Annotated in this window: 16 protein-coding genes; 9 read left to right on the forward strand and 7 right to left on the reverse strand. The window is 72.6% G+C overall.

Going from position 1 to position 19,808, the window contains the following annotated elements; all coding sequences use genetic code 11:
* Positions 1–46: 46 nt before the first annotated feature.
* Positions 47–820: a class I SAM-dependent methyltransferase gene (locus tag AB0O36_RS15745; RefSeq protein WP_365109718.1), complete on the forward strand. Its 774-nt coding sequence runs from the start codon at positions 47–49 to the stop codon at positions 818–820.
* Here AB0O36_RS15745 and AB0O36_RS15750 read toward each other — a convergent pair.
* Both AB0O36_RS15750 and AB0O36_RS15755 read right to left on the reverse strand, forming a co-directional pair.
* Positions 808–1,410 (reverse strand): superoxide dismutase, encoded by a 603-nt coding sequence (locus AB0O36_RS15750; RefSeq protein ID WP_365109721.1) that lies wholly within the window; start codon positions 1,408–1,410, stop codon positions 808–810. The genes AB0O36_RS15745 and AB0O36_RS15750 overlap by 13 nt on opposite strands.
* A 152-nt stretch (positions 1,411–1,562) precedes the next feature.
* Positions 1,563–2,291 carry a glucose 1-dehydrogenase gene (locus AB0O36_RS15755; protein WP_365109724.1) on the reverse strand — a complete coding sequence of 243 codons (729 nt, stop codon included), beginning with the start codon at positions 2,289–2,291 and terminating at the stop codon, positions 1,563–1,565.
* 189 nt (positions 2,292–2,480) lie between these two features.
* Here AB0O36_RS15755 and AB0O36_RS15760 point away from each other — a divergent pair, with 189 nt between their 5' ends.
* Both AB0O36_RS15760 and AB0O36_RS15765 read left to right on the forward strand, forming a co-directional pair.
* Positions 2,481–3,167 (forward strand): PadR family transcriptional regulator, encoded by a 687-nt coding sequence (locus AB0O36_RS15760; protein WP_365109727.1) that lies wholly within the window; start codon positions 2,481–2,483, stop codon positions 3,165–3,167.
* 120 nt (positions 3,168–3,287) lie between these two features.
* Positions 3,288–3,806 carry a pyridoxamine 5'-phosphate oxidase family protein gene (locus tag AB0O36_RS15765; protein ID WP_365109730.1) on the forward strand — a complete coding sequence of 173 codons (519 nt, stop codon included), beginning with the start codon at positions 3,288–3,290 and terminating at the stop codon, positions 3,804–3,806.
* Positions 3,807–3,897: 91 nt separating this feature from the next.
* On the opposite strand, the gene AB0O36_RS15770 is transcribed toward AB0O36_RS15765, so the two are convergent.
* Positions 3,898–5,118 carry an MFS transporter gene (locus tag AB0O36_RS15770; protein ID WP_365109733.1) on the reverse strand — a complete coding sequence of 407 codons (1,221 nt, stop codon included), beginning with the start codon at positions 5,116–5,118 and terminating at the stop codon, positions 3,898–3,900.
* Positions 5,119–5,327: 209 nt separating this feature from the next.
* Between AB0O36_RS15770 and AB0O36_RS15775 the strand changes: the two genes are divergently transcribed.
* From AB0O36_RS15775 to fusA, 4 genes are all read left to right on the forward strand, one after another.
* Positions 5,328–5,834 (forward strand): MarR family transcriptional regulator, encoded by a 507-nt coding sequence (locus AB0O36_RS15775; protein WP_365109735.1) that lies wholly within the window; start codon positions 5,328–5,330, stop codon positions 5,832–5,834.
* A 112-nt stretch (positions 5,835–5,946) separates the two neighbouring features.
* Positions 5,947–6,843 carry a hypothetical protein gene (locus tag AB0O36_RS15780; protein WP_365109737.1) on the forward strand — a complete coding sequence of 299 codons (897 nt, stop codon included), beginning with the start codon at positions 5,947–5,949 and terminating at the stop codon, positions 6,841–6,843.
* A 59-nt stretch (positions 6,844–6,902) separates the two neighbouring features.
* Positions 6,903–8,006, forward strand: a complete 1,104-nt coding sequence (locus AB0O36_RS15785) for a DUF2330 domain-containing protein (RefSeq protein ID WP_365109740.1) — start codon at positions 6,903–6,905, stop codon at positions 8,004–8,006.
* Positions 8,007–8,393: 387 nt separating this feature from the next.
* Complete coding sequence (gene fusA / locus AB0O36_RS15790) at positions 8,394–10,475, forward strand: elongation factor G (RefSeq protein WP_365109742.1); 2,082 nt, start codon at positions 8,394–8,396, stop codon at positions 10,473–10,475.
* Between the two features lie 92 nt (positions 10,476–10,567).
* On the opposite strand, the gene AB0O36_RS15795 is transcribed toward fusA, so the two are convergent.
* Positions 10,568–10,960 (reverse strand): ATP-binding protein, encoded by a 393-nt coding sequence (locus tag AB0O36_RS15795; RefSeq protein ID WP_365109745.1) that lies wholly within the window; start codon positions 10,958–10,960, stop codon positions 10,568–10,570.
* 143 nt (positions 10,961–11,103) lie between these two features.
* Between AB0O36_RS15795 and AB0O36_RS15800 the strand changes: the two genes are divergently transcribed.
* Both AB0O36_RS15800 and AB0O36_RS15805 read left to right on the forward strand, forming a co-directional pair.
* On the forward strand, positions 11,104–11,646 hold the full coding sequence (locus AB0O36_RS15800; RefSeq protein ID WP_365109748.1) for a UTRA domain-containing protein: 543 nt from the start codon (positions 11,104–11,106) through the stop codon (positions 11,644–11,646).
* A complete protein-coding gene (locus AB0O36_RS15805; protein WP_365109750.1) occupies positions 11,643–12,425 on the forward strand; it encodes a GntR family transcriptional regulator in 783 nt (260 codons plus the stop codon). Before AB0O36_RS15800 ends, AB0O36_RS15805 begins: the two co-directional genes overlap by 4 nt.
* A 226-nt stretch (positions 12,426–12,651) precedes the next feature.
* Here AB0O36_RS15805 and AB0O36_RS15810 read toward each other — a convergent pair whose 3' ends face one another.
* The 3 genes from AB0O36_RS15810 to AB0O36_RS15820 form a co-directional block, all read right to left on the reverse strand.
* The gene (locus AB0O36_RS15810; RefSeq protein WP_365109753.1) at positions 12,652–14,115 is read right to left on the reverse strand and encodes a glutamate synthase subunit beta; all 1,464 of its coding nucleotides are present in this window, start codon (positions 14,113–14,115) and stop codon (positions 12,652–12,654) included.
* A complete protein-coding gene (gene gltB, locus AB0O36_RS15815; protein ID WP_365110125.1) occupies positions 14,108–18,655 on the reverse strand; it encodes a glutamate synthase large subunit in 4,548 nt (1,515 codons plus the stop codon). The genes AB0O36_RS15810 and gltB overlap by 8 nt, the downstream gene beginning before the upstream one ends.
* 394 nt (positions 18,656–19,049) lie before the next feature.
* Positions 19,050–19,781, reverse strand: coding sequence for a VIT1/CCC1 transporter family protein (locus tag AB0O36_RS15820; RefSeq protein WP_365109756.1), 732 nt, complete (start codon positions 19,779–19,781; stop codon positions 19,050–19,052).
* Positions 19,782–19,808 lie beyond the last annotated feature (27 nt).

The raw sequence follows: 19,808 nt of genomic DNA on the forward strand, positions 1-19,808 counted from the left end.
CCGCAGGGCGACGGGTGGCCGGGTGGCCGGTGGGCAGGATGGGGGCATGACAGAGCGACGCCCCTCCGGTGAGACCCGCGCCCGGTCCTTCAGCTCCGCCGCCGGCCGCTACGGGACGTACCGCCCCGGCTACCCGGCCGCCCTCTTCGACGCCGTCGAGGAGATCGCCGGCCGCCCCCTGCGCGGCGCCCGCGTCGCCGACGTGGGCGCCGGCACCGGCCTGGCCACCGAGCGGCTGCGGGACCGCGGCGCCGAGGTGACCGGCGTGGAGCCCGGCGAGGGCATGGCCGCCGAGTTCCGGCGCCGCCTGCCGGACGTGCCGGTCGTGCGCGGGGACGGCAACCGGCTGCCGTTCGCCACCGGTTCCCTCGACTTCCTCACCTACGCCCAGTCCTTCCACTGGACCGACCCCGCCCGCTCCGTCCCCGAGGCGGCCCGGGTCCTCCGCCCCGGCGGCGCCCTCGCGCTCTTCTGGAACGACCCGGACGTGTCCGTCCCCTGGATCGCCGAGCAGGACGCCCGCCTCACGGCCCGTTTCGGCGAGGGCTGGTACGTGGCCGACCACCGGGTCCCGGCCACCGACCTCGGCGTCGGCTTCACCGACCGCGTGCTGCACTGGGTCCGCCGGGTCCCCCTCGACGTACACCTCGCCAAGCTCTCGACCCACTCGCTGTTCCTGACCGTGGGCCCGCAGGGCGAGGAGTTCCTCGCGGCCGAACGGGCCCTGCTCTCCACCCGTTTCCCGTCCGGCGAGATCGACGAGCACTACGCGGTCACCCTGCGCGTTGCCGTACGGCCCCCGCTCGGTCATCCCGCCTGAACGGCGTCGCCGAACGGCACGTCCAGGCAGCCGTGCCGCGCCCCCGCCGTCCCCGCCAGCCCGGCCGGACCGGCCGCGGTGTGCCGGTCGTGCAGGACCACCGACCCCGGGTGCCGGTCCGCCGGGAAGCGCCAGCGGACGGCCGAGCGGACCGTGGCGGCACCCTCGGCGTCGGTGGTGAAGTCGAGCCAGATCTCGTTGCGCGGGTTGGCGTACGCCGGGTCCGTCGAGGGCCGCACCGGGTCCTGGGCGTGCTGGAAGTGCCCGCCGGCGGCGGCCGGGTCCGTCGCCCCGCAGGCGGACGCGTGCACGTGCGCGCCGTACGCCCGCTCCGGTACGAGGCCCCACACCCGCAGCCGTACCACCGTGCCGCCGCCCTCGGCGTACGCCGCGCGCACCCGGGCCGTTGCGCCCGCCGGCACGACCTCCGCGTCGTACGACACCAGCGGCAGCCGCCCGGTGTCGACCACCCCGGCCGGCTCCCGGGCGCCCGAGCCCGCGTCGGGGGCGGGCGGCGCCGCCGCTCCGGCGAGCAGCACGGCAGCAGCGGCCGCGCCGAGTACCAGGACGCGGTTCCTCGTCGTCGTCATCGTCGTCATCGTCGTCGTTCCCTCCGGGAGTCGGGCCGGGGCGACCGGCCCCGCCCCCACCGTGCCCGTGGCCGGGGCCCGGATGCGCGCCCGGCCACACGGACGGGTGAGCGGCCGCACCCTCCCGGGGCACCGGGCGGGCCCGGCCGTCCTCAGGCCGCGGTCATGCCCCCGTCCACGGTGAACTCCGCGCCGGTGATGTACGAGGAGGCGTCCGAGCAGAGGAACAGCACCAGCCCGCCGACCTCCTCGGGCCGGCCCATCCGCCCCAGGGCCAGGTGCGACCAGTCCCGACCGGCCACCGCCCCCGCGACCATCGGGGTGTCGACCGCACCGGGATGCACCGAGTTCACCCGGATCCGGTCCGCTCCCAGGTCCAGCGCGGCCGAGCGGGTCAGCCCGCGCAGCCCGAACTTGGTGGACCCGTAGGCCGCGTGGCCGGGGATGCCGACCAGGCCCGCGGTGGAGGAGATGTTGACGATCGACCCGCCCCCGGCCGCCCGCAGCACCGGTGCGACCGCCCGGATGCCGAGGAACGGCCCGATCAGGTTGACCCGGACCAACTCCTCGAAGCCCTCCAGGCTCTGCCGCTCCACGTGCGCGGTGCGCCACAGCGCCGCGTTGTTGACCAGCGCCGAGACCGTGCCGAAGGCGTCGACCGCCGCCCGTACCGCCGCGTCCCAGCTCTCCGGGTCGGCCACGTCGTGGCGGACGAACACCCCCTGGGCGCCCAGTTCGGCGGCGACCGCGCGGCCCTCTTCCTCCCGTACGTCGGTGAGGACGACGCGCGCCCCCGCCTCCGCGCACAGCCGGGCTTCGGCCGCTCCCTGGCCGCGGCCCGCGCCGGTGATCAGCACCACCTTGCCGTCGAGTGCGGTCACTCCCCCACCCCCGCATACACGTCATACACGTCGAGACGATCGGACATCGCTCCGCATGTTTCTAATAGACATATCTCTAGCAGGCGTGGCCCAAGGGTGGAAGACAGGGGGAAGAGGGGCGGGAGAGGGGTGGAAGAGGGGTGGAAGACCGGCGGACGGCGGTACGCACACCGGCCTAGACTGCGGACCGTGGCAGACGACACGAGGGACACGACGGCGCCGGGACACGGGAACGGGCGGGGCCTGCCCGCGACCAGCTGGGCCGTGCTGGGCCTGCTGTCCTTCGGTGAGGAACTCTCCGGCTACGACCTGAAGAAGTGGTCGGACCGGTCGCTGCGCTTCTTCTACTGGAGCCCGTCCTTCAGCCAGATCTACGGTGAGCTGAAGCGGCTGGAGAAGGCCGGTTACGCCACCTCCCGGATGGTCGCCCAGGAGACCGGGACCCGCGACAAGCGGGTGTACCGCATCACCGACGCGGGCCTGGCCGCCGTACGGGACTGGGCCCGCGAGACCCGGGTCGACGCGCCGGTGCTCAAGCACGGGCCGATGCTGCGGCTCTGGCTGGGGCACCTGCTGGAGCCGGAACAGATACACGAAGTCCTGCGGCAGCACGGGGAGTTCGCCGAGTCGATGCGGCTCCGCGCGGCGGACGACGCGCAACACGTCGAGCAGATGGCGGACGCCACGGCCGACGACCCGGACGAGGGCGGGGGCGGGGTCCCCGGCGAGGGCGGGGCCGCGGGAGCGTACCCCGCGCTCACCCTCAGGTGGGCCGAGCGGTATTACGCCTCCGAGCGGGACCTCGCGCTCGCCATGCTCTCCGACATCGAGCGGCTCGGCACGGAGCCGGGCGGAGGCGCGGGCCGCCTCCCGTAGCGGTCCCGCAACGGCCCCGAGGCGGACTCGCGGGAGTCGCGTTCCGCCCCCGCGGGCGTCCCGCGGCCGTCCCGGAGCGGCGCACCGGCCGTCGGCCCGCCGTGGCGCTTTGATGGGGCTATGACGACGAACAACTGGGCATCGTTCGAGAAAGCCGAACCCGAGTTCGCGGACCAGGTGCAGCAGCGCTTCGGGCAGTACAAGCACCACGTCCTGGCCACCCTGCGCCGCGACGGCTCGCCCCGGGTGAGCGGCCTGAACACCGAGTTCCGCGGCGGGGAGCTGTGGCTGGGGATGATGCCCGGCTCGATGAAGGCGCGGGACCTCCGGCACGACCCGCGGTTCTCGCTGCACACCAACCCGGGCGCGGACGAGAGCATGCCGGACGGGGACGTACGGATCTCCGGCCGGGCGATCGAGGTCGTGGACCCGCCGGAACAGCACCGGTTCGCGGAGGAGACCGGCACCGAGCACCCGTTCCACCTGTTCCGCGTGGAGCTGACGGAGGTGGTGCGGATCGGTGTGGCGGGCGACGAGCTGGTGGTCGAGGCATGGACCCCGGCGAAGGGCAGGCACACCCTGCGCCGGGGCAACGACGACGAGCCGGTACGGGAGGACCCGGCCGGGCCGGTCTCCTAGGGGACATCCCCCGGAGGCCGGCCCGGCCGGGCCGTCGGGCCGCCGGGCCGCCGGGCCGCTCGCCAGGAGGCCCGCCCGAACGCCCGGGCGCTCAGCCGACGAGGAGGACGGCGAGGGCCGGCCCGAAGGCCCCGCCCAGCTGGTAGCAGAGGGTGAAGAGGCCGAGGGCGGCGGGCCGCTGCCCGGCGTCGACCCGGGCCGCGGCCCGCACCCCGAGGGTGGCCTGGCCGCCGGAGGTCGCGAACACGGCCAGACCGGCGGCGGGCAGCATCAGCACCGGCCAAGGGGTGGCCAGGGCGGCGGTCAGGGCCAGGCCGCCGGCTGCGAGCAGCACGGCGAGCACCCGACCGTGGCCGAGCCGGACGGAGCCCGCGGCGAGCAGCCAGGAGAGGACCGAGCCGGTCAGCAGGGCGGCCATCTGCCCGGCGCCGATGGCGCCGGTGGTCCAGTCGGTGCGCTCGCCGAGCCACTTCGGGACGGCGAACAGCAGGGTGAAGTACGAGGTGGACAGGGCGCAGGCGATCAGCGCGGAGGAGAGGAAGCCGGGGGCGCGCAGCACGGCGACGGGCACGAAGCCCGTGGCGCGGGCGCGGACGTGGGCGGCGAGCAGGGCGCCCAGCGGCAGTGCGAGGGCCAGGGCGGGCAGCGGGTGGCGGGGCACCAGCACCAGGGCGGTGACCAGGGCGAACACCAGTCCGGCGCCGCGGCCGTCGAACGGGGCGGTGGCGCCGGGCCGTCCGGTGCCGGCGTGCCGGGCGATCACCGGTACGGCGGCCAGCGCGAGCACCGACACGGAGAGCGCGACCCGCCACGACAGGACGCCCTCGATCCAGGAGCCGAGGAGCGGGCCGGTGGCCCCGAGCACGCCGAACCCGGCGGTGATCACGCCCATCCGGCGGGCGGATCCGGCCAGGCCGATGGCGACCGCGATCAGCCCGGCCCCGCCGAGCGCCTGCGCGGTCCGGCCCACCAGGGCGAGCGGCAGCCACGGCGCCGCGGCGAGCAGCACCGTCCCGCCGAGCACCAGCAGGGCGCTGGTCCACAGGGCGCGGCCGGCTCCGCGCATCCTGACCAGGCCGGCCATCAGCGGGGTGCCGATCACCATGCCCCAGGCGTAGAGCTGGACGAACCAGGCGGCGGAGGCGGTCCCGGTCCCCCAGGCGGCGGCGATGTCCGGCAGGGTCAGCACGGGCGCGTTGGCTCCGGCGGCGGCCGGGGTGGCGAGCAGGGCCAGCCACAGGGGGTGGACCGGCGCACCCGCTCCCGCGCCCGGGCCCCGGCTCGAATCCGAGCCCGACCCCACGGATCCCACGGATCCCACGGATCCGGCCGATCCGGCAGCTCGCACCGTTCGCGCATCCACTCGCATGCCCACCACAACCCCCATGACTCAGCACGCCCCACATGTCTCAACATTGACTATCTCAACGTTAAGAGAATGCCCCGGGAACCATCGCCCGTCAAGTCTCTTAACATTGAGAAGGTCTACGTTGAGAAGGTCTGTGGTGGGAGGGCAGTGCGGTGAGCGACGCGATCGACGCGATCATCGGCCAGTGGAGTGCCGAACGGCCCGACCTGGAAGCGGAGATGTGGCCCGTCCAGCTGCTGGGCCGGGTCCAGCGCCTGTCCCGGGTCATCGACCGCGAGTACAAGGCCTTCCTCGGCGGGCACGGCCTGGAGCTGGGCGAGTTCGACGTGCTCACCACCCTGCGGCGCTCGGGGCCGCCGTACGCGATGACGGCCGGCGCCTTCCTGAAGGCCGCCATGGTCACCTCGGGCGCCATCACCAACCGCATCGACCGCATGGAGGCCAAGGGCCTGGTCGAACGGGTCCGCGACCCGGAGGACCGCCGGCAGGTCCTGATCCGGCTCACCCCGCACGGCCGCACCCTCACGGACGAGGTGATAGAGGGTCACTTCCGGAACCTGGCCGAGATCGTCGCCGCCCTGCCGCGCGAGGACACCGAAGCCGCCGGAGCCGTCCTCCGCACCCTGCTGGAATCGCACGGCGACACCTCCCTCGGCTGACCGCAGCGCAGCAGCGCGCCCGGCGGGCGCTGACCCGGCGTCAGGAGCGCGGACGGGATCGGATACGGTCCACTGTCGATCTTGACCGACTCGGGGGAACGGGGCGCGGCACATGGCGGGGCGGGGCGAATACGGGCGGCAGCAGCAGGACGGCTGGTCCCGGCAGGGGACGGGCGACCAGGGGTGGCCGTACCGGCCGATGACGGCGAACGGCCCGATGGCGGAGCACCGGCCGATGCCGGTGGCACAACCGCCGCGACCGCAGCGCCACGGCTGTGTGACGGTGCTGATGGCCCCCTTCGTCACGGCCGCCCGCTTCCAGCGGCCGGGCCGCGAGGACCGGCTGGACGACCCCGCGATCGCCCGGGCACAGGTGGCCCGGACCGGCATCGGTCTGGCCGCCACGGCCTGGCTGTTCTACGCGTACTCGCTGCGCCAGGGGGCCAAGGACGTGATCGACGACAAGATCGTCGAGGTGCTGATCTCCGCGGCGGTCCTGATGGTCGTCGGCCCGCTGGCGGTGGGCGCCTTCGTGGTCGCGGCCCGGCCGCCGCTGCGCCGCGAGTACAGCCGGCGGCTGGGCGGACCGCTGACCGCGTTCGGCGTCCTCTTCGGCTCCGCGGCGCTGCTGGCGTTCTCCTTCAGGTCCGACCTGAGCGGCCGGCTGTTCGCCGAGGCCGGCGGCGTGGGCGTCGTACTGAGCCTGATCGCCGGGCCGGTCGCCCTGTTCCTGCTGCCCTTCGTCCTGACCTCCTCGGTGCTGTGCGTCCACCACTCCTTCCGGACCGCCGACGTCCACGAGGTGCTGCCGTCCCTGCTGTCGCCGGTGGTCGTGGTGGTGATGTCGGTCCTCCAGGCCGTGGACGGGCCGCCGGTCAACGCCCCCCAGGGCGTGTGGTTCCTCTTCCTCGCGGGCGCGCCCCTGTCGGTGACCGCCCTGTCCGTCTGGGAGCAGCGCCGGCTCCGCACCCGGTACGGGATCACCCTGCGCGGGGCGCTGGGCCGGTAGCGCGCCCGGAACCGCCCGCGGCCCGGAACCGTCGGCGGCCCGGCCGCGTCGGATACCGCGTGCAGAACGTGCAGAAGTGGAAAAGCAGCTTCCTGACCCTGGCCGCCCTGCTCCTGGCCCTCCAGGGCGCCTCGCTGGCCGCCCCGGCGTACGCGTGCGGCTGCGGGGCCATGGTCACCGACCGCACCTCGCGGCTGGGTGTGGAGAAGGAGATGTCGGTGGTGCGCTGGGACGGGCACACCGAACAGATCGTCATGAGCTTCACCGTGAACGGCGATGCGCCGCGCGCCGCCTGGATCATGCCGGTGCCCAGCCGGGCCGCCGTCGAGCTCGGCGACCCGGCCCTCTTCCGCGACCTGGCGTGGATGACCCGGCCGGAGCGGAAGACCCGGCACTACTTCTGGCCCCGCGAGGGCGACTGGCCGTTCTCCGCGAACACCGGTGACGGCGTGGGCGCCGCCGCGCCGGCCGGGGGCGCGCCGGTCGGCGTGGTCGGCCGCGAGCAGCTCGGCGACTTCGACGTGGCCCGGCTGACCGCCACCGACCCCGACGCCCTGCGGAACTGGCTGACCGCCAACGGCTTCGAGCTGCCGGCCGGCCTGTCCGCGGAGCTCCGCCCGTACGTGGAACAGCGCTGGGAGTACGTCGCCGTACGCCTCGCCCCGCGCGAGCCGGGCCGGAAGCTCTACGGCACCCTCGACCCGCTGCGGCTCCGCTTCGCCAGCGACCGCGTGGTCTACCCGATGCGGCTGTCCCGGCTGGCCCGTACGCCGCAGGCACTCGGCCTCTACGTCCTGGCCGAGCACCGCATGGAGCCCCGTGACGCGATCGGCGGCGAAGCTCCGGAGGTCACCTTCGCGGGACGCGTCGAGCCGGGCTCCGGCGGCGCCCTGGCCTCCCTGACCGGCGGCCGCCCGGCCTTCCTGACCGCCGTCGAGCAGGACTTCCCGCAGCCGTCCGCCATCACCTCCGACCACGAACTCGTCCGCAGCCCGAAGGACACCGCCTTCCGCCGCGCCACCTACACCGACGCCCTCCTCACGGTCGGCCCCGGCATCCCGGCCTGGCTGCTCGCCGTGACCGCGGCCCTCGCGGCGGCGGCCGCCACCCTGGCCACCGTCCGCCTCCGGCGGAGGAGGACGCGCCCCGCTGCCGCCGCGTAGACGCGGGGGGAGCCGAGCAGGGAGCCGGCAGCGCGCAGCCGTCAGCCGTCAGCCGTCAGCCGTCAGCCGGAAAAAGGTGATGCCCGGAGCCGGTCCCGCTCCCTACACTCGCGGTGCCGACCGGGAACGACCGTTCGGCATCGCCGAGTTGCATCGAAGAGAAGGGGAACAGGGTCATGTGCCGTAGCCGTAGCCGCGCTGCCGCCGTCACCTTCGTTCCCTCCGCCCGGTACGACGTGATCCGGGTGTCCTCGTGCGTACGGTGCCGGCTGCGCGGCCGCCACCGTATGCCCGTGACGCGCTTCTGAGCCGTTCTCACGCGCTCCGCCGTCCGGGGAATCGCGCTGCCCGTTTCTCACGCACGCATTCTTCGAAAGGCCTCCGGCCATGCGCACGCACGTCTTCAACCCCCTGACCGCCGTCCGGAACATCGGCATCCTCGCCCACGTCGACGCCGGCAAGACCACCCTCACCGAACGCGTCCTGTTCGCGACCGGCACCATCCACAAGCGGGGCGAGGTCCACGAGGGCACCACCGTCACCGACTTCGACGCACAGGAGCGCGACCGCGGCATCACCATCTTCGCGGCGGCCGTGAGCTGCTCCTGGGCCGGGCACCGGGTGAACCTGATCGACACCCCCGGGCACGTGGACTTCTCCGACGAGGTCGAGCGCTCCCTGCGGGTGCTGGACGGGGCCGTCGCCGTGTTCGACGCCGTCGCCGGGGTGGAACCGCAGAGCGAATCGGTGTGGCGGCAGGCCGACCGGCACGGCGTCCCGCGGATCGCGTTCGTCAACAAGCTGGACCGGGCGGGCGCCGACCTCGACAGGGCCGTGGCCTCGATCCGGGACCGGCTGGGCGCCGTACCGCTGGTGGTGCAGCTGCCGATCGGCGCGGAATCCGGCTTCGCCGGCGTCGTGGACCTCCTCCGCATGGAGGCCCTGACCTGGGACGGGACGTCCGACGCGCACACCGTGGGCGACGTCCCGGCGGAACTCCGGGAGGAGGCGGGCCGCCGGCGCCGGCTGCTGGAGGAGACGGTCGCCGAACTGCATCCGGCCGCGCTGGAGGAGTTCTGCGCGGCGGGCGCGCTGACCCGGGAGACCCTGGCAGCGGCCCTGCGCGAGCTGACCCTGACCGGGGACGGCGTGGTGGTGCTGTGCGGATCGGCGTACCGGAACCGCGGCGTCGAACCGCTGCTGGACGCGGTCCTGGCGTACCTGCCGTCGCCCGCCGACGTACCGCCCGTACGCGGCACCCTGCGGGATGGGGAACAGGAACGGGAAGCGGACCCGTCGGCGCCGTTCACCGCCCTGGCCTTCAAGGTCGCGGCGACGACGACGGGCCGGCTCACGTACGTGCGCGTCTACGCGGGCACGGTCCGCAAGGGCGAGTCCGTCCTGGACCCGGTCACCGGCCGGACCGAACGCATCGGCCGCATCCTGCGGGTGCAGGCGGACCGCCACGAGGAGAGGGAGGAAGCGGTGGCGGGTGACATCGTCGCGGTGATCGGCCTGAAGTCGGCCCGCGCCGGTACGACGCTCTGCGCGCCGTCGGCACCGCTGGTGCTCGAACCGCCGTCGGTGGCCGAGCCGGTGGTCTCGGTGGCCGTCGAGGCACGCCGCAGCACCGACACCGGCCGGCTGGCGTCCGCCCTCGCGCACCTGGTGGAGGAGGATCCGTCCCTGGTCGTCCGCACGGACGGCGAGACCGGGCAGACCCTCCTGTCCGGAATGGGCGAACTGCACCTGGAGGTGGCGGTGGAGAAGATCCGCCGCGACCGCGGGGTGGAGGTGGCGGTCGGCCGCCCCCGGGTCTCGTACCGGGAGACGGTCGTGCGCGGGGTGGCGGACTTCGTCCACCGCCACGTCAAACAGGACGGCGGCGCGGGCCAGTTCGCACACATCGTCCTCGACGTGGAACCCCTGACGGGCGAAGGAGAAGGAGAAGGAGGTACGGACTTCGTGTTCCGGTCGACGGTCACGGGCGGCCGGGTACCGCAGGAGTTCGTGCGCGCGGTGGAGGCCGGCTGTCGGGACGCCCTGGCGGAGGGCCCGCTGGGCGGCCACCCGGTGACGGGCCTGAGGGTCACCCTCACCGACGGTGCGACCCACACCAAGGACTCCTCGGAGATGGCCTTCCGGGCCGCGGGCCGCTTCGGCCTGCGCGAGGCGCTCCGCGCGAGCACCCTCGAACTCCTGGAGCCGGTCGCGGAGGTCACGGTCACCGTGCCGGAGGACGCGGTCGGCGGGGTCCTGGGTGACCTGGCCTCCCGCCGCGGCCGGGTCACCGCCTCCACCGCCCGCTCCGGCACCTCGGTGCTCACGGCGGCGGTCCCGCTGGCCGAGCTCTTCGGCTACGCGTCCCGCCTCCGCAGCCGCACCCAGGGCCGCGGCACCTTCACCACCCGCCCCGCCGGCCTCGCCCCGGTCCCGGCCCAGGTGACGGCGGAGGTCCTGAAGCGGTAGCCGCCCCGGCGGACGACCGACCGCCCCGCCCGGCCACACCGGCCGGACGGGGCGGGACGACCGCTCGGCAGCACCCATTGCAGGCAGCCGCATCACCCGGAGGCGAAGGCCACCCACGCCGTCTTGCCCACCGGTTCGTCCACCACGCCGAACTCGTCGGCGAGTTCCCTCACCAGCCAGAGCCCGCGCCCGGACGGGGCGTCCAGCGCGGTGCACTGGACGACGGGCAGGCCCGGGCCGGTGTCGCGGATCTCGATGACCACTCGGTGGAGCTCACGCACCAGACGGATGCTGAAGTCCCGGCCGGTTGGGGCACCGTGCAACACCGCATTCGCCGCAAGTTCGGAGGCGCAGAGGCGCATATCGTGCCACCGCTCTCTGACACCCCAGTCCGCGAGGGTGTCACCCGCGAAACGTCGGGCCGCACCGACAGAGCCACGAGCTCGCGGAAAGCGCTCCTGACGAAAAGCACGCACCCACACCACCCACCTCGACGCTGAGTCTTCATGGAGATACAGACCGTATCGCTATTCGCATATAGCAGCAAGCTTGACCCATGCGGCCTCCACCACCCACCGGTCACATACCGTGGGGTGGCAACACCGGGCAGATGTACGGGAGGACGACCGTGAGCGACGGCGGATGGATCAGCACCTCGATGCCGTACTTGGTGCCGCGCGCGACCGGAGAGACAGACGCCTGGACCGCCGAGGCCGCCGCGCACGGCCGCAACGGTGGCCAACGGATCGTGAAGGCGGGCAAGGTGTCCGCGTCCGCCGACGTCGCGGCTCTGCTGGGAGTGGAGGTCGGCCGAACCGTTGTGGTCCGGCGCCGGGTGATCGAACTCGACGGCGAGCCGAACGAGCTGACTGACACCTATTACCCGCACGACATCGCGGAAGGCACGCCGCTTGCCGGTACGGCGAAGATCCGCGGTGGAGCCGTTTCCCTCCTCGCCGCGCTCGGACACGTCGGTGTCCGGGTCACGGAGCACGTCTCTGCCCGGATGCCCTCCGGGGAGGAGCGTGGGCAGCTCCGGACGGCTGACGGTGAACCTGTTCTGCGGATCAGCCGGGTGACGTACGACGCGACGAATCGCCCGATCCAGGCCGATGTGATGCTCATGCCCGCAGCACGTCAGCAACTGTGCTACGAGATCAGGATCGGATGAATCCCTTGGCCGTGACAGCAGAAGGATCGTCCGACCCTCGCCCGCTGCACGCGCGGATCGCTGCGGATCTACGGGCTGAGATCATGAGCGGTCAGCTCCCGGCAGGGACCAAGCTGCCCTCGACGAACCAGCTCAGAACCCGCTTCGACGCTTCCAACGCGACCATCCAGAAGGCGCTTGTCCTCCTCAAGACGGAAGGGCTCGTCGTCGGCCGTGCCGGCGCGGCGGTGAGCGTGCGCGAGAACCGGCAGCGGACCGTGCGGCCGGCGGAGTCGTTCGCCGCAGCAGTTCCGGGAAAGCGGTTCCCCTGGCTGGCGAGGGCGGCGGAGCAGGGTGGTTCGGCACACAGCACCCTGCTGGCCGTGGAACGGACGCAGATCACGGGCGATGTCGCGGCAGCCCTCGACATCGCGGACGGCGAAACGGTCGTCCTCCGGAGTCAGCTGATCAGCATCGACGGTGAGCCGGCCGAACTGGTCAGCTCCTACTACCCGCTGGACGTGGCACACGGCACGCCGCTCTCAGAGGGCCGCAGGATCCGGGGCGGTACTCCGACGCTGCTCCGGGAGCTCGGCCACACACCCGGCCTCAGCGTGGACCGTGTCACCGCTTGCACAGCGACCCAGGAGCAGTACGCGGCACTGCGCTTGCCGGGCGACCTCCCCGTCCTGCGCACGCTCCGCACCGTGTACACGGTGGAGGGGAAGCCCATCGAGGTCACGGTGATGGTGAAGGCCGGGCACCTGTACGAGCTCCAGTACGAGTTCACTCCAGAGTGACCCCCGAGTGGCACCCGTACGCCACGGTGCCCGTCATCCCTGGTCGGGGACATGACGGGCGCCGTGTCGGAGTTCCGTACGCCGTTGTACGGACCGTATGAGGGGTCCCCGGCCGGAGCCGGAGGGTTGGTGCACAATCCCGGTGTGCCGGGGCGGGAGGCCCCGGGACACCGCACGATCGTTCACAGGCCCGGGGCGGGAGGCCCCGGGGACTGCTGGTGCTGCGTCAGACCGCGATGGAGCGGTCGGTCGGCTTGACCGGGTACGGGAGGGTGCTGGCGCCCGTCAGGTAGCGGTCCACGCCGCGGGCGGCCGAACGGCCTTCCGCGATGGCCCACACGATCAGGGACTGGCCGCGGCCGGCGTCGCCGGCGACGAAGACGCCGTCGACGTTGGTCGCGTACGAGGCGTCGCGGTCGATGTTGCCGCGCGCGTCCAGGTCCACGCCGAACTGCTCGACGAGGCCGTTGGCCTGGTCGGTGCCGGTGAAGCCCATGGCCAGGGTGACCAGCTGGGCCGGGATGACCCGCTCGGTGCCCGGCTTGGTGGTCAGCTTGCCGTCGACGAACTCGACCTCGACCAGGTGCAGCGACTGGACGTTGCCGTCCTCGTCGCCCTCGAAGTGGGTGGTGTTGACGGAGTAGATCCGCTCGCCGCCCTCCTCGTGGGCCGAGGTGACCTTGTACAGCATCGGGAAGGTCGGCCAGGGCTGCGAGACCGGGTTCCGCTCCTCGTTCGGGCGGGGCATGATCTCCAGCTGGGTGACGGAGGCGGCACCCTGGCGGTGGGCGGTGCCCACGCAGTCGGCGCCGGTGTCACCGCCGCCGATGACCACCACGTGCTTGCCCTCGGCGGTGATCGGCGGGGCGAGGAAGTCGCCCTCCTGCACCTTGTTGGCGAGCGGCAGGTACTCCATGGCGAAGTGGATGCCGTTCAGCTCACGGCCGGGGACCGGCAGGTCGCGGGAGACGGTGGCGCCGGCGGCCACGACCACCGCGTCGAAGCGCTTCCGCAGGTCGGTCGCGGTGATGTCGCGGCCGACCTCGATGCCGGTGCGGAACTTGGTGCCCTCCGCGCGCATCTGCTCGATGCGGCGGTTGATGTGCACCTTCTCCATCTTGAACTCGGGGATGCCGTAGCGGAGCAGGCCGCCGATGCGGTCCGCGCGCTCGTACACGACCACGGTGTGGCCGGCCCGCGTCAGCTGCTGGGCGGCGGCCAGGCCGGCCGGGCCCGAGCCGATGACGGCGACGGTCTTGCCGGACAGGCGCTCCGGGGCCTGCGGGGTGACGTCCCCGTTGTCCCACGCCTTGTCGATGATCGAGACCTCGACGTTCTTGATGGTGACGGCCGGCTGGTTGATGCCGAGCACGCACGCCGACTCGCACGGGGCCGGGCACAGACGGCCCGTGAACTCCGGGAAGTTGTTCGTCGCGTGCAGCCGCTCCGACGCCGCCGACCAGTCCTCGCGGTAGGCGAAGTCGTTCCACTCGGGAATCAGGTTCCCCAGCGGGCAGCCGTTGTGGCAGAACGGGATGCCGCAGTCCATGCAGCGGCCGGCCTGCTTGCTGATGATCGGCAGCAGGGAGCCGGGGACGTAGACCTCGTTCCAGTCCTGGAGCCGCTCCTCGACGGGACGCGAGCAGGCGGTCTGGCGGGGGGTGGTGAGGAAGCCCTTCGGGTCAGCCATGGGTCGCCGCCTCCATCATCTTCTCGGTGGTCTCGGCCTCGGAGAGACCGGCCAGCTCAGCGGCGTCCTTGGCGGCGAGCACTGCCTTGTACGTGGTCGGGATGATCTTGCTGAACCGGGCCGCCGCGGCGTCCCAGTCGGCGAGGAGCTTCGCGGCGACCGTCGAGCCGGTCTCCTCCTCGTGGCGGCGCACCACGTCGTGCAGCCACTGCTTGTCCTCGTCGGACGGGGCCTCGACGGCGTCCAGGTTCCCGACGTTGACGTTGTTGCGGTCGAGGTCGACGACGTACGCGACACCGCCCGACATGCCGGCCGCGAAGTTGCGCCCGGTCTCGCCGAGGACGACCGCCGTACCGCCGGTCATGTACTCGCAGCCGTGGTCGCCCACGCCCTCCGAGACGACCAGCGCGCCGGAGTTGCGGACGCAGAAGCGCTCGCCGGTGCGGCCGCGGAGGAACATCTCGCCGCCGGTCGCGCCGTAGCCGATGGTGTTGCCGGCGATGACCGAGTACTCGGCCAGGTGGTCGGCGCCGCGGTCCGGGCGGACCACGACCCGGCCGCCGGACAGGCCCTTGCCGACGTAGTCGTTGGCGTCGCCCTCCAGGCGGAGGGTCACGCCCTTGGGCACGAAGGCACCGAAGGACTGGCCGGCCGAACCGCTGAAGGTCAGGTCGATGGTGTTGTCGGGCAGGCCCGCACCGCCGAACTTCTTGGTGACCTGGTGGCCGAGCATGGTGCCGACGGTCCGGTTGATGTTGCGGATGGCGACCTGCGCCCGCACCGGCTGGGCCTGCTCGGCGGTGTCGGCGGTCAGCGCGTCGGCGGCGAGCTCGATCAGCTCGTTGTCGAGCGCCTTCTCCAGACCGTGGTCCTGGGCGACCAGGGCGTGGCGGACCGCGCCCTCCGGCAGGTCCGGCACGTGGAACAGCGGCTCCAGGTCGAGGCCCTGCGCCTTCCAGTGGGTGACGGCACGCGAGGTGTCGATCAGCTCGGCGTGGCCGACGGCCTCCTCCAGGGTGCGGAAGCCGAGCTCGGCGAGGAGCTCGCGCACCTCCTCCGCGATGAACTCGAAGAAGTTGACCACGAACTCCGGCTTGCCGGAGAAGCGGTCGCGCAGGACCGGGTTCTGGGTGGCGATGCCGACCGGGCAGGTGTCCAGGTGGCAGACGCGCATCATGACGCAGCCGGAGACGACGAGGGGCGCGGTCGCGAAACCGAACTCCTCGGCGCCGAGCAGCGCGGCGATGATCACGTCGCGGCCGGTCTTGAGCTGGCCGTCGGTCTGGACGACGATCCGGTCGCGCAGGCCGTTGAGCAGCAGGGTCTGCTGGGTCTCGGCCAGGCCGAGCTCCCAGGGGCCGCCCGCGTGCTTCAGCGAGGTCAGCGGGGAGGCGCCCGTTCCGCCGTCGTGGCCGGAGATCAGGACCACGTCCGCGTGCGCCTTGGAGACACCCGCGGCGACCGTGCCGACGCCGACCTCGGAGACGAGCTTCACGTGGATGCGCGCGACCGGGTTGGCGTTCTTGAGGTCGTGGATCAGCTGAGCCAGGTCCTCGATGGAGTAGATGTCGTGGTGCGGCGGCGGGGAGATCAGGCCGACGCCCGGGGTGGAGTGCCGGGTCTTGGCGACCCACGGGTAGACCTTGTGGCCGGGCAGCTGGCCGCCCTCGCCGGGCTTGGCGCCCTGGGCCATCTTGATCTGGATGTCGTCCGCGTTGACCAGGTACTCGGAGGTGACGCCGAAGCGGCCGGAGGCGACCTGCTTGATCGACGAACGGCGCGCCGGGTCGTACAGGCGGTCCGGGTCCTCGCCGCCCTCACCGGTGTTGGACTTGCCGCCCAGCTGGTTCATGGCGATGGCGAGGGTCTCGTGCGCCTCCTTGGAGATGGAGCCGTACGACATGGCGCCGGTGGAGAAGCGCTTGACGATCTCGGAGACCGGCTCGACCTCGTCGATGGAGATCGACGGGCGGTCGGAGCTGAAGCCGAACAGGCCGCGGAGCGTCATCAGGCGCTCGGACTGCTCGTTCACCCGGTCGGTGTACTGCTTGAAGATGTCGTAGCGGCGCTGCCGGGTGGCGTGCTGGAGGCGGAAGACCGTGTCCGGGTCGAACAGGTGCGGCTCGCCCTCACGGCGCCACTGGTACTCGCCGCCGATCTCCAGCGCGCGGTGCGCCGGGGCGATGCCGGAGGCCGGGTACGCCTTGGCGTGGCGGGCGGCCACCTCCTGGGCGATGACGTCCAGGCCGGCGCCGCCGATCTTGGTGGCGGTGCCCTGGAAGTACTTCTCGACGAAGCCGTCGCTCAGGCCGATGGCCTCGAAGACCTGGGCGCCGCGGTAGGAGGCGACGGTGGAGATGCCCATCTTGGACATGACCTTCAGGACGCCCTTGCCGAGGGCGTAGATCAGGTTCTTGATGGCCTTCTCGGGCTCCAGGCCGGAGAGGAAGGTGCCGGCGCCCAGCAGGTCCTCGACCGACTCCATGGCCAGGTACGGGTTGACGGCCGCGGCACCGTAGCCGATGAGCAGCGCGACGTGGTGCACCTCGCGGACGTCGCCGGCCTCGACCAGCAGGCCCACCTGGGTGCGCTGCTTGGTGCGGATGAGGTGGTGGTGCACGGCGGAGGTGAGCAGCAGCGACGGGATCGGCGCGTGCTCGGCGTCCGAGTGGCGGTCCGAGAGGACGATCAGGCGGGCGCCGTCCTCGATGGCGGCGTCGGCCTCGGCGCAGATGGCCTCGATGCGGGCGGCGAGGGCCTCGCCGCCGCCGGAGACCCGGTACAGGCCGGACAGGGTGGCGGCCTTCATGCCCGCCATGTCGCCGTCGGCGTTGATGTGGATGAGCTTGGCGAGCTCGTCGTTGTCGATCACCGGGAACGGCAGCATCACGTTGCGGCAGGACGCGGCGCTCGGCTCCAGCAGGTTGGCCTGGGGGCCGATGTGGGAGCGCAGCGAGGTGACGAGCTCCTCGCGGATGGCGTCCAGCGGCGGGTTGGTGACCTGCGCGAACAGCTGGGTGAAGTAGTCGAACAGCAGCCGGGGGCGCTCGGAGAGGGCGGCGATGGGCGAGTCGGTGCCCATGGAGCCGATCGGCTCGGCGCCGGTGCGGGCCATCGGCGCGAGGAGGACGCGGAGCTCTTCCTCGGTGTAGCCGAAGGTCTGCTGGCGGCGGGTGACCGAGGCGTGGGTGTGCACGATGTGCTCGCGCTCGGGGAGGTCCTCCAGCTCGATCTCGCCGGCCTCCAGCCACTCGGCGTAGGGGGCCTCGGCGGCGAGCTGCGCCTTGATCTCGTCGTCCTCGATGATCCGCTTCTGGGCGGTGTCGACGAGGAACATCCGGCCGGGCTGCAGGCGGCCCTTGCGGACGACCTTGGAGGGGTCGATGTCCAGGACGCCGACCTCGGAGCCGAGGACGACGAGGCCGTCGTCGGTGACCCAGTAGCGGCCCGGGCGCAGACCGTTGCGGTCGAGGACCGCGCCGACCTGGGTGCCGTCGGTGAAGGTGACGCAGGCGGGGCCGTCCCACGGCTCCATCATCGTCGCGTGGTACTGGTAGAACGCCTTGCGCGCCGGGTCCATGGAGGTGTGGTTCTCCCACGCCTCGGGGATCATCATCAGCACGCTGTGGGGCAGGGAGCGGCCGCCGAGGTGGAGGAGCTCCAGGACCTCGTCGAAGGAGGCCGAGTCGGAGGCGTCCGGGGTGCAGATCGGGAAGATCCGCGAGAGGTCCTTGCCGTCCTTGCCGCCGAACAGGTCGGAGGCCAGCTGGGACTCGCGGGCGCGCATCCAGTTGCGGTTGCCCTTGACCGTGTTGATCTCGCCGTTGTGGGCGACGAAGCGGTACGGGTGGGCGAGCGGCCACGACGGGAAGGTGTTCGTGGAGAACCGGGAGTGGACCAGGGCGATCGCCGAGGCGAAGCGGCGGTCGGAGAGGTCCGGGAAGAAGGGCTCCAGCTGGCCGGTGGTCAGCATGCCCTTGTAGACGATGGTGCGCGACGACAGCGACGGGAAGTAGGTGCCGGCCTCGCGCTCGGCGCGCTTGCGCAGCACGAAGGCCTTGCGGTCCAGCTCGATGCCCGTGGTGCCGTTGCTGACGAACAGCTGGCGGAAGGCGGGCATGGTGGTGCGGGCGCCGTTGCCGAGCAGGTCGGGGGTGACGGGGACCTCGCGCCAGCCGAGGACGGTGAGGCCCTCCTCGGCGGCGATCGCCTCGATCTGCTCGACGGCGACGACCTGTGCGTTGTCGTCGCCGGCGAGGAAGGCGATGCCGACGGCGTAGGCGCCGGCCTCAGGGAGCTCGAACCCGGCGACCTCGCGGAGGAAGGCGTCCGGGACCTGGGAGAGGATGCCCGCGCCGTCGCCGGAGTCGGGCTCGGAGCCGGTGGCTCCGCGGTGCTCGAGGTTCCGCAGGACGGTCAGCGCCTGCTCGACGAGCGTGTGGGTCGCCTCGCCGGTGAGGTTCGCCACGAAGCCGACGCCGCAGGCGTCCTTCTCGTTGCGCGGGTCGTACATGCCCTGGGGGGCGGGGCGACCGTCCATGGGCGACCAGGCGGTGTTGCTGAGGCCGGTCGCGGAGTGCGTGGATGCGGAACGCATCGGCTCTCCCGTCGTCGTCGTGGCTATGTGCAGGCCGAGGGACGACGTTGGCCCTCTGCGAAATTTCGTGCAGGTTACATGATGACTGCCATCCCGCGAAGCGGATGACGTGTTTCACCATGCGGACACTGCACGAGGCAGAAAGAAAGGGATCCTTCGCGGGGAGTGTCGGCGGGTCATTGGCGACGGCCGGAGGGTCCCGGGCGCGGGCGAGCTTCCTTGCCCGCGCCGCCACGGTCTCATGCCCCGTGGACACGGAACCGAAACCACCGGGAAACAGACGAGATGCGGCCTTTATTTATGCGAGGGCATGCATAGCGTCTCACTCCCGGGCGCGTCAGCCTACGGCCGAACCGATCCAGCTGCCCAGGACGTACGTCACACCGGCCGCCGCGCCGCCCAGCAGGAGCTGCCGCAGCCCGCTGAACCACCACGAGGCCGCGGTGACCTTCGCGACCACCGCGCCGCACAGGAAGAGCCCCAGCAGCGCCATCAGCACGGCCGGCCACAGGGCGGTCGCCCCGAGCAGGTACGGCAGCAGGGGCACCAGCGCGCCCAGCGCGAACGAGCCGAACGAGGACGCGGCGGCGACCACCGGCGACGGCAGGTCGTCGGGGTCTATGCCGAGCTCCTCCCGGGCGTGGATCTCCAGCGCCTGCTCGGGATCGCGGGAGAGCTGCATGGCCACCTCGCGGGCCAGCGCGGGCTCGACGCCCCGGGAGACGTAGAGCTCGGCGAGCTCCTCCATCTCGTCGACCGGGTGCTTGCGCAACTGCTGCCGCTCGACCTCCAGTTCCGCGAGGACCAGCTCCCGCTGGGAGGCGACGGAGGTGTACTCGCCCGCCGCCATGGAGAAGGCGCCGGCCGCCAGCCCGGCGAGGCCGGTGATCACGACGGTCTGCGGCGCGACGGCGCCGCCGGCCACGCCGGTCATCAGGGCGAGGTTGGAGACCAGTCCGTCCATCGCGCCGAAGACCGCCGGACGCAGCCATCCGCCGTTGACGTCGCGGTGGGTGTGGTTGTCGCGGTGCGCCTCGTGGAGCGGCGCCTCGGTGGTGATGATGGACATGGTCTTCTCCCCTTCCCCGCCCGTACG

The sequence above is a fragment of the Streptomyces sp. NPDC089799 genome, assembly GCF_040684755.1.
GTDB lineage: Bacteria > Actinomycetota > Actinomycetes > Streptomycetales > Streptomycetaceae > Streptomyces.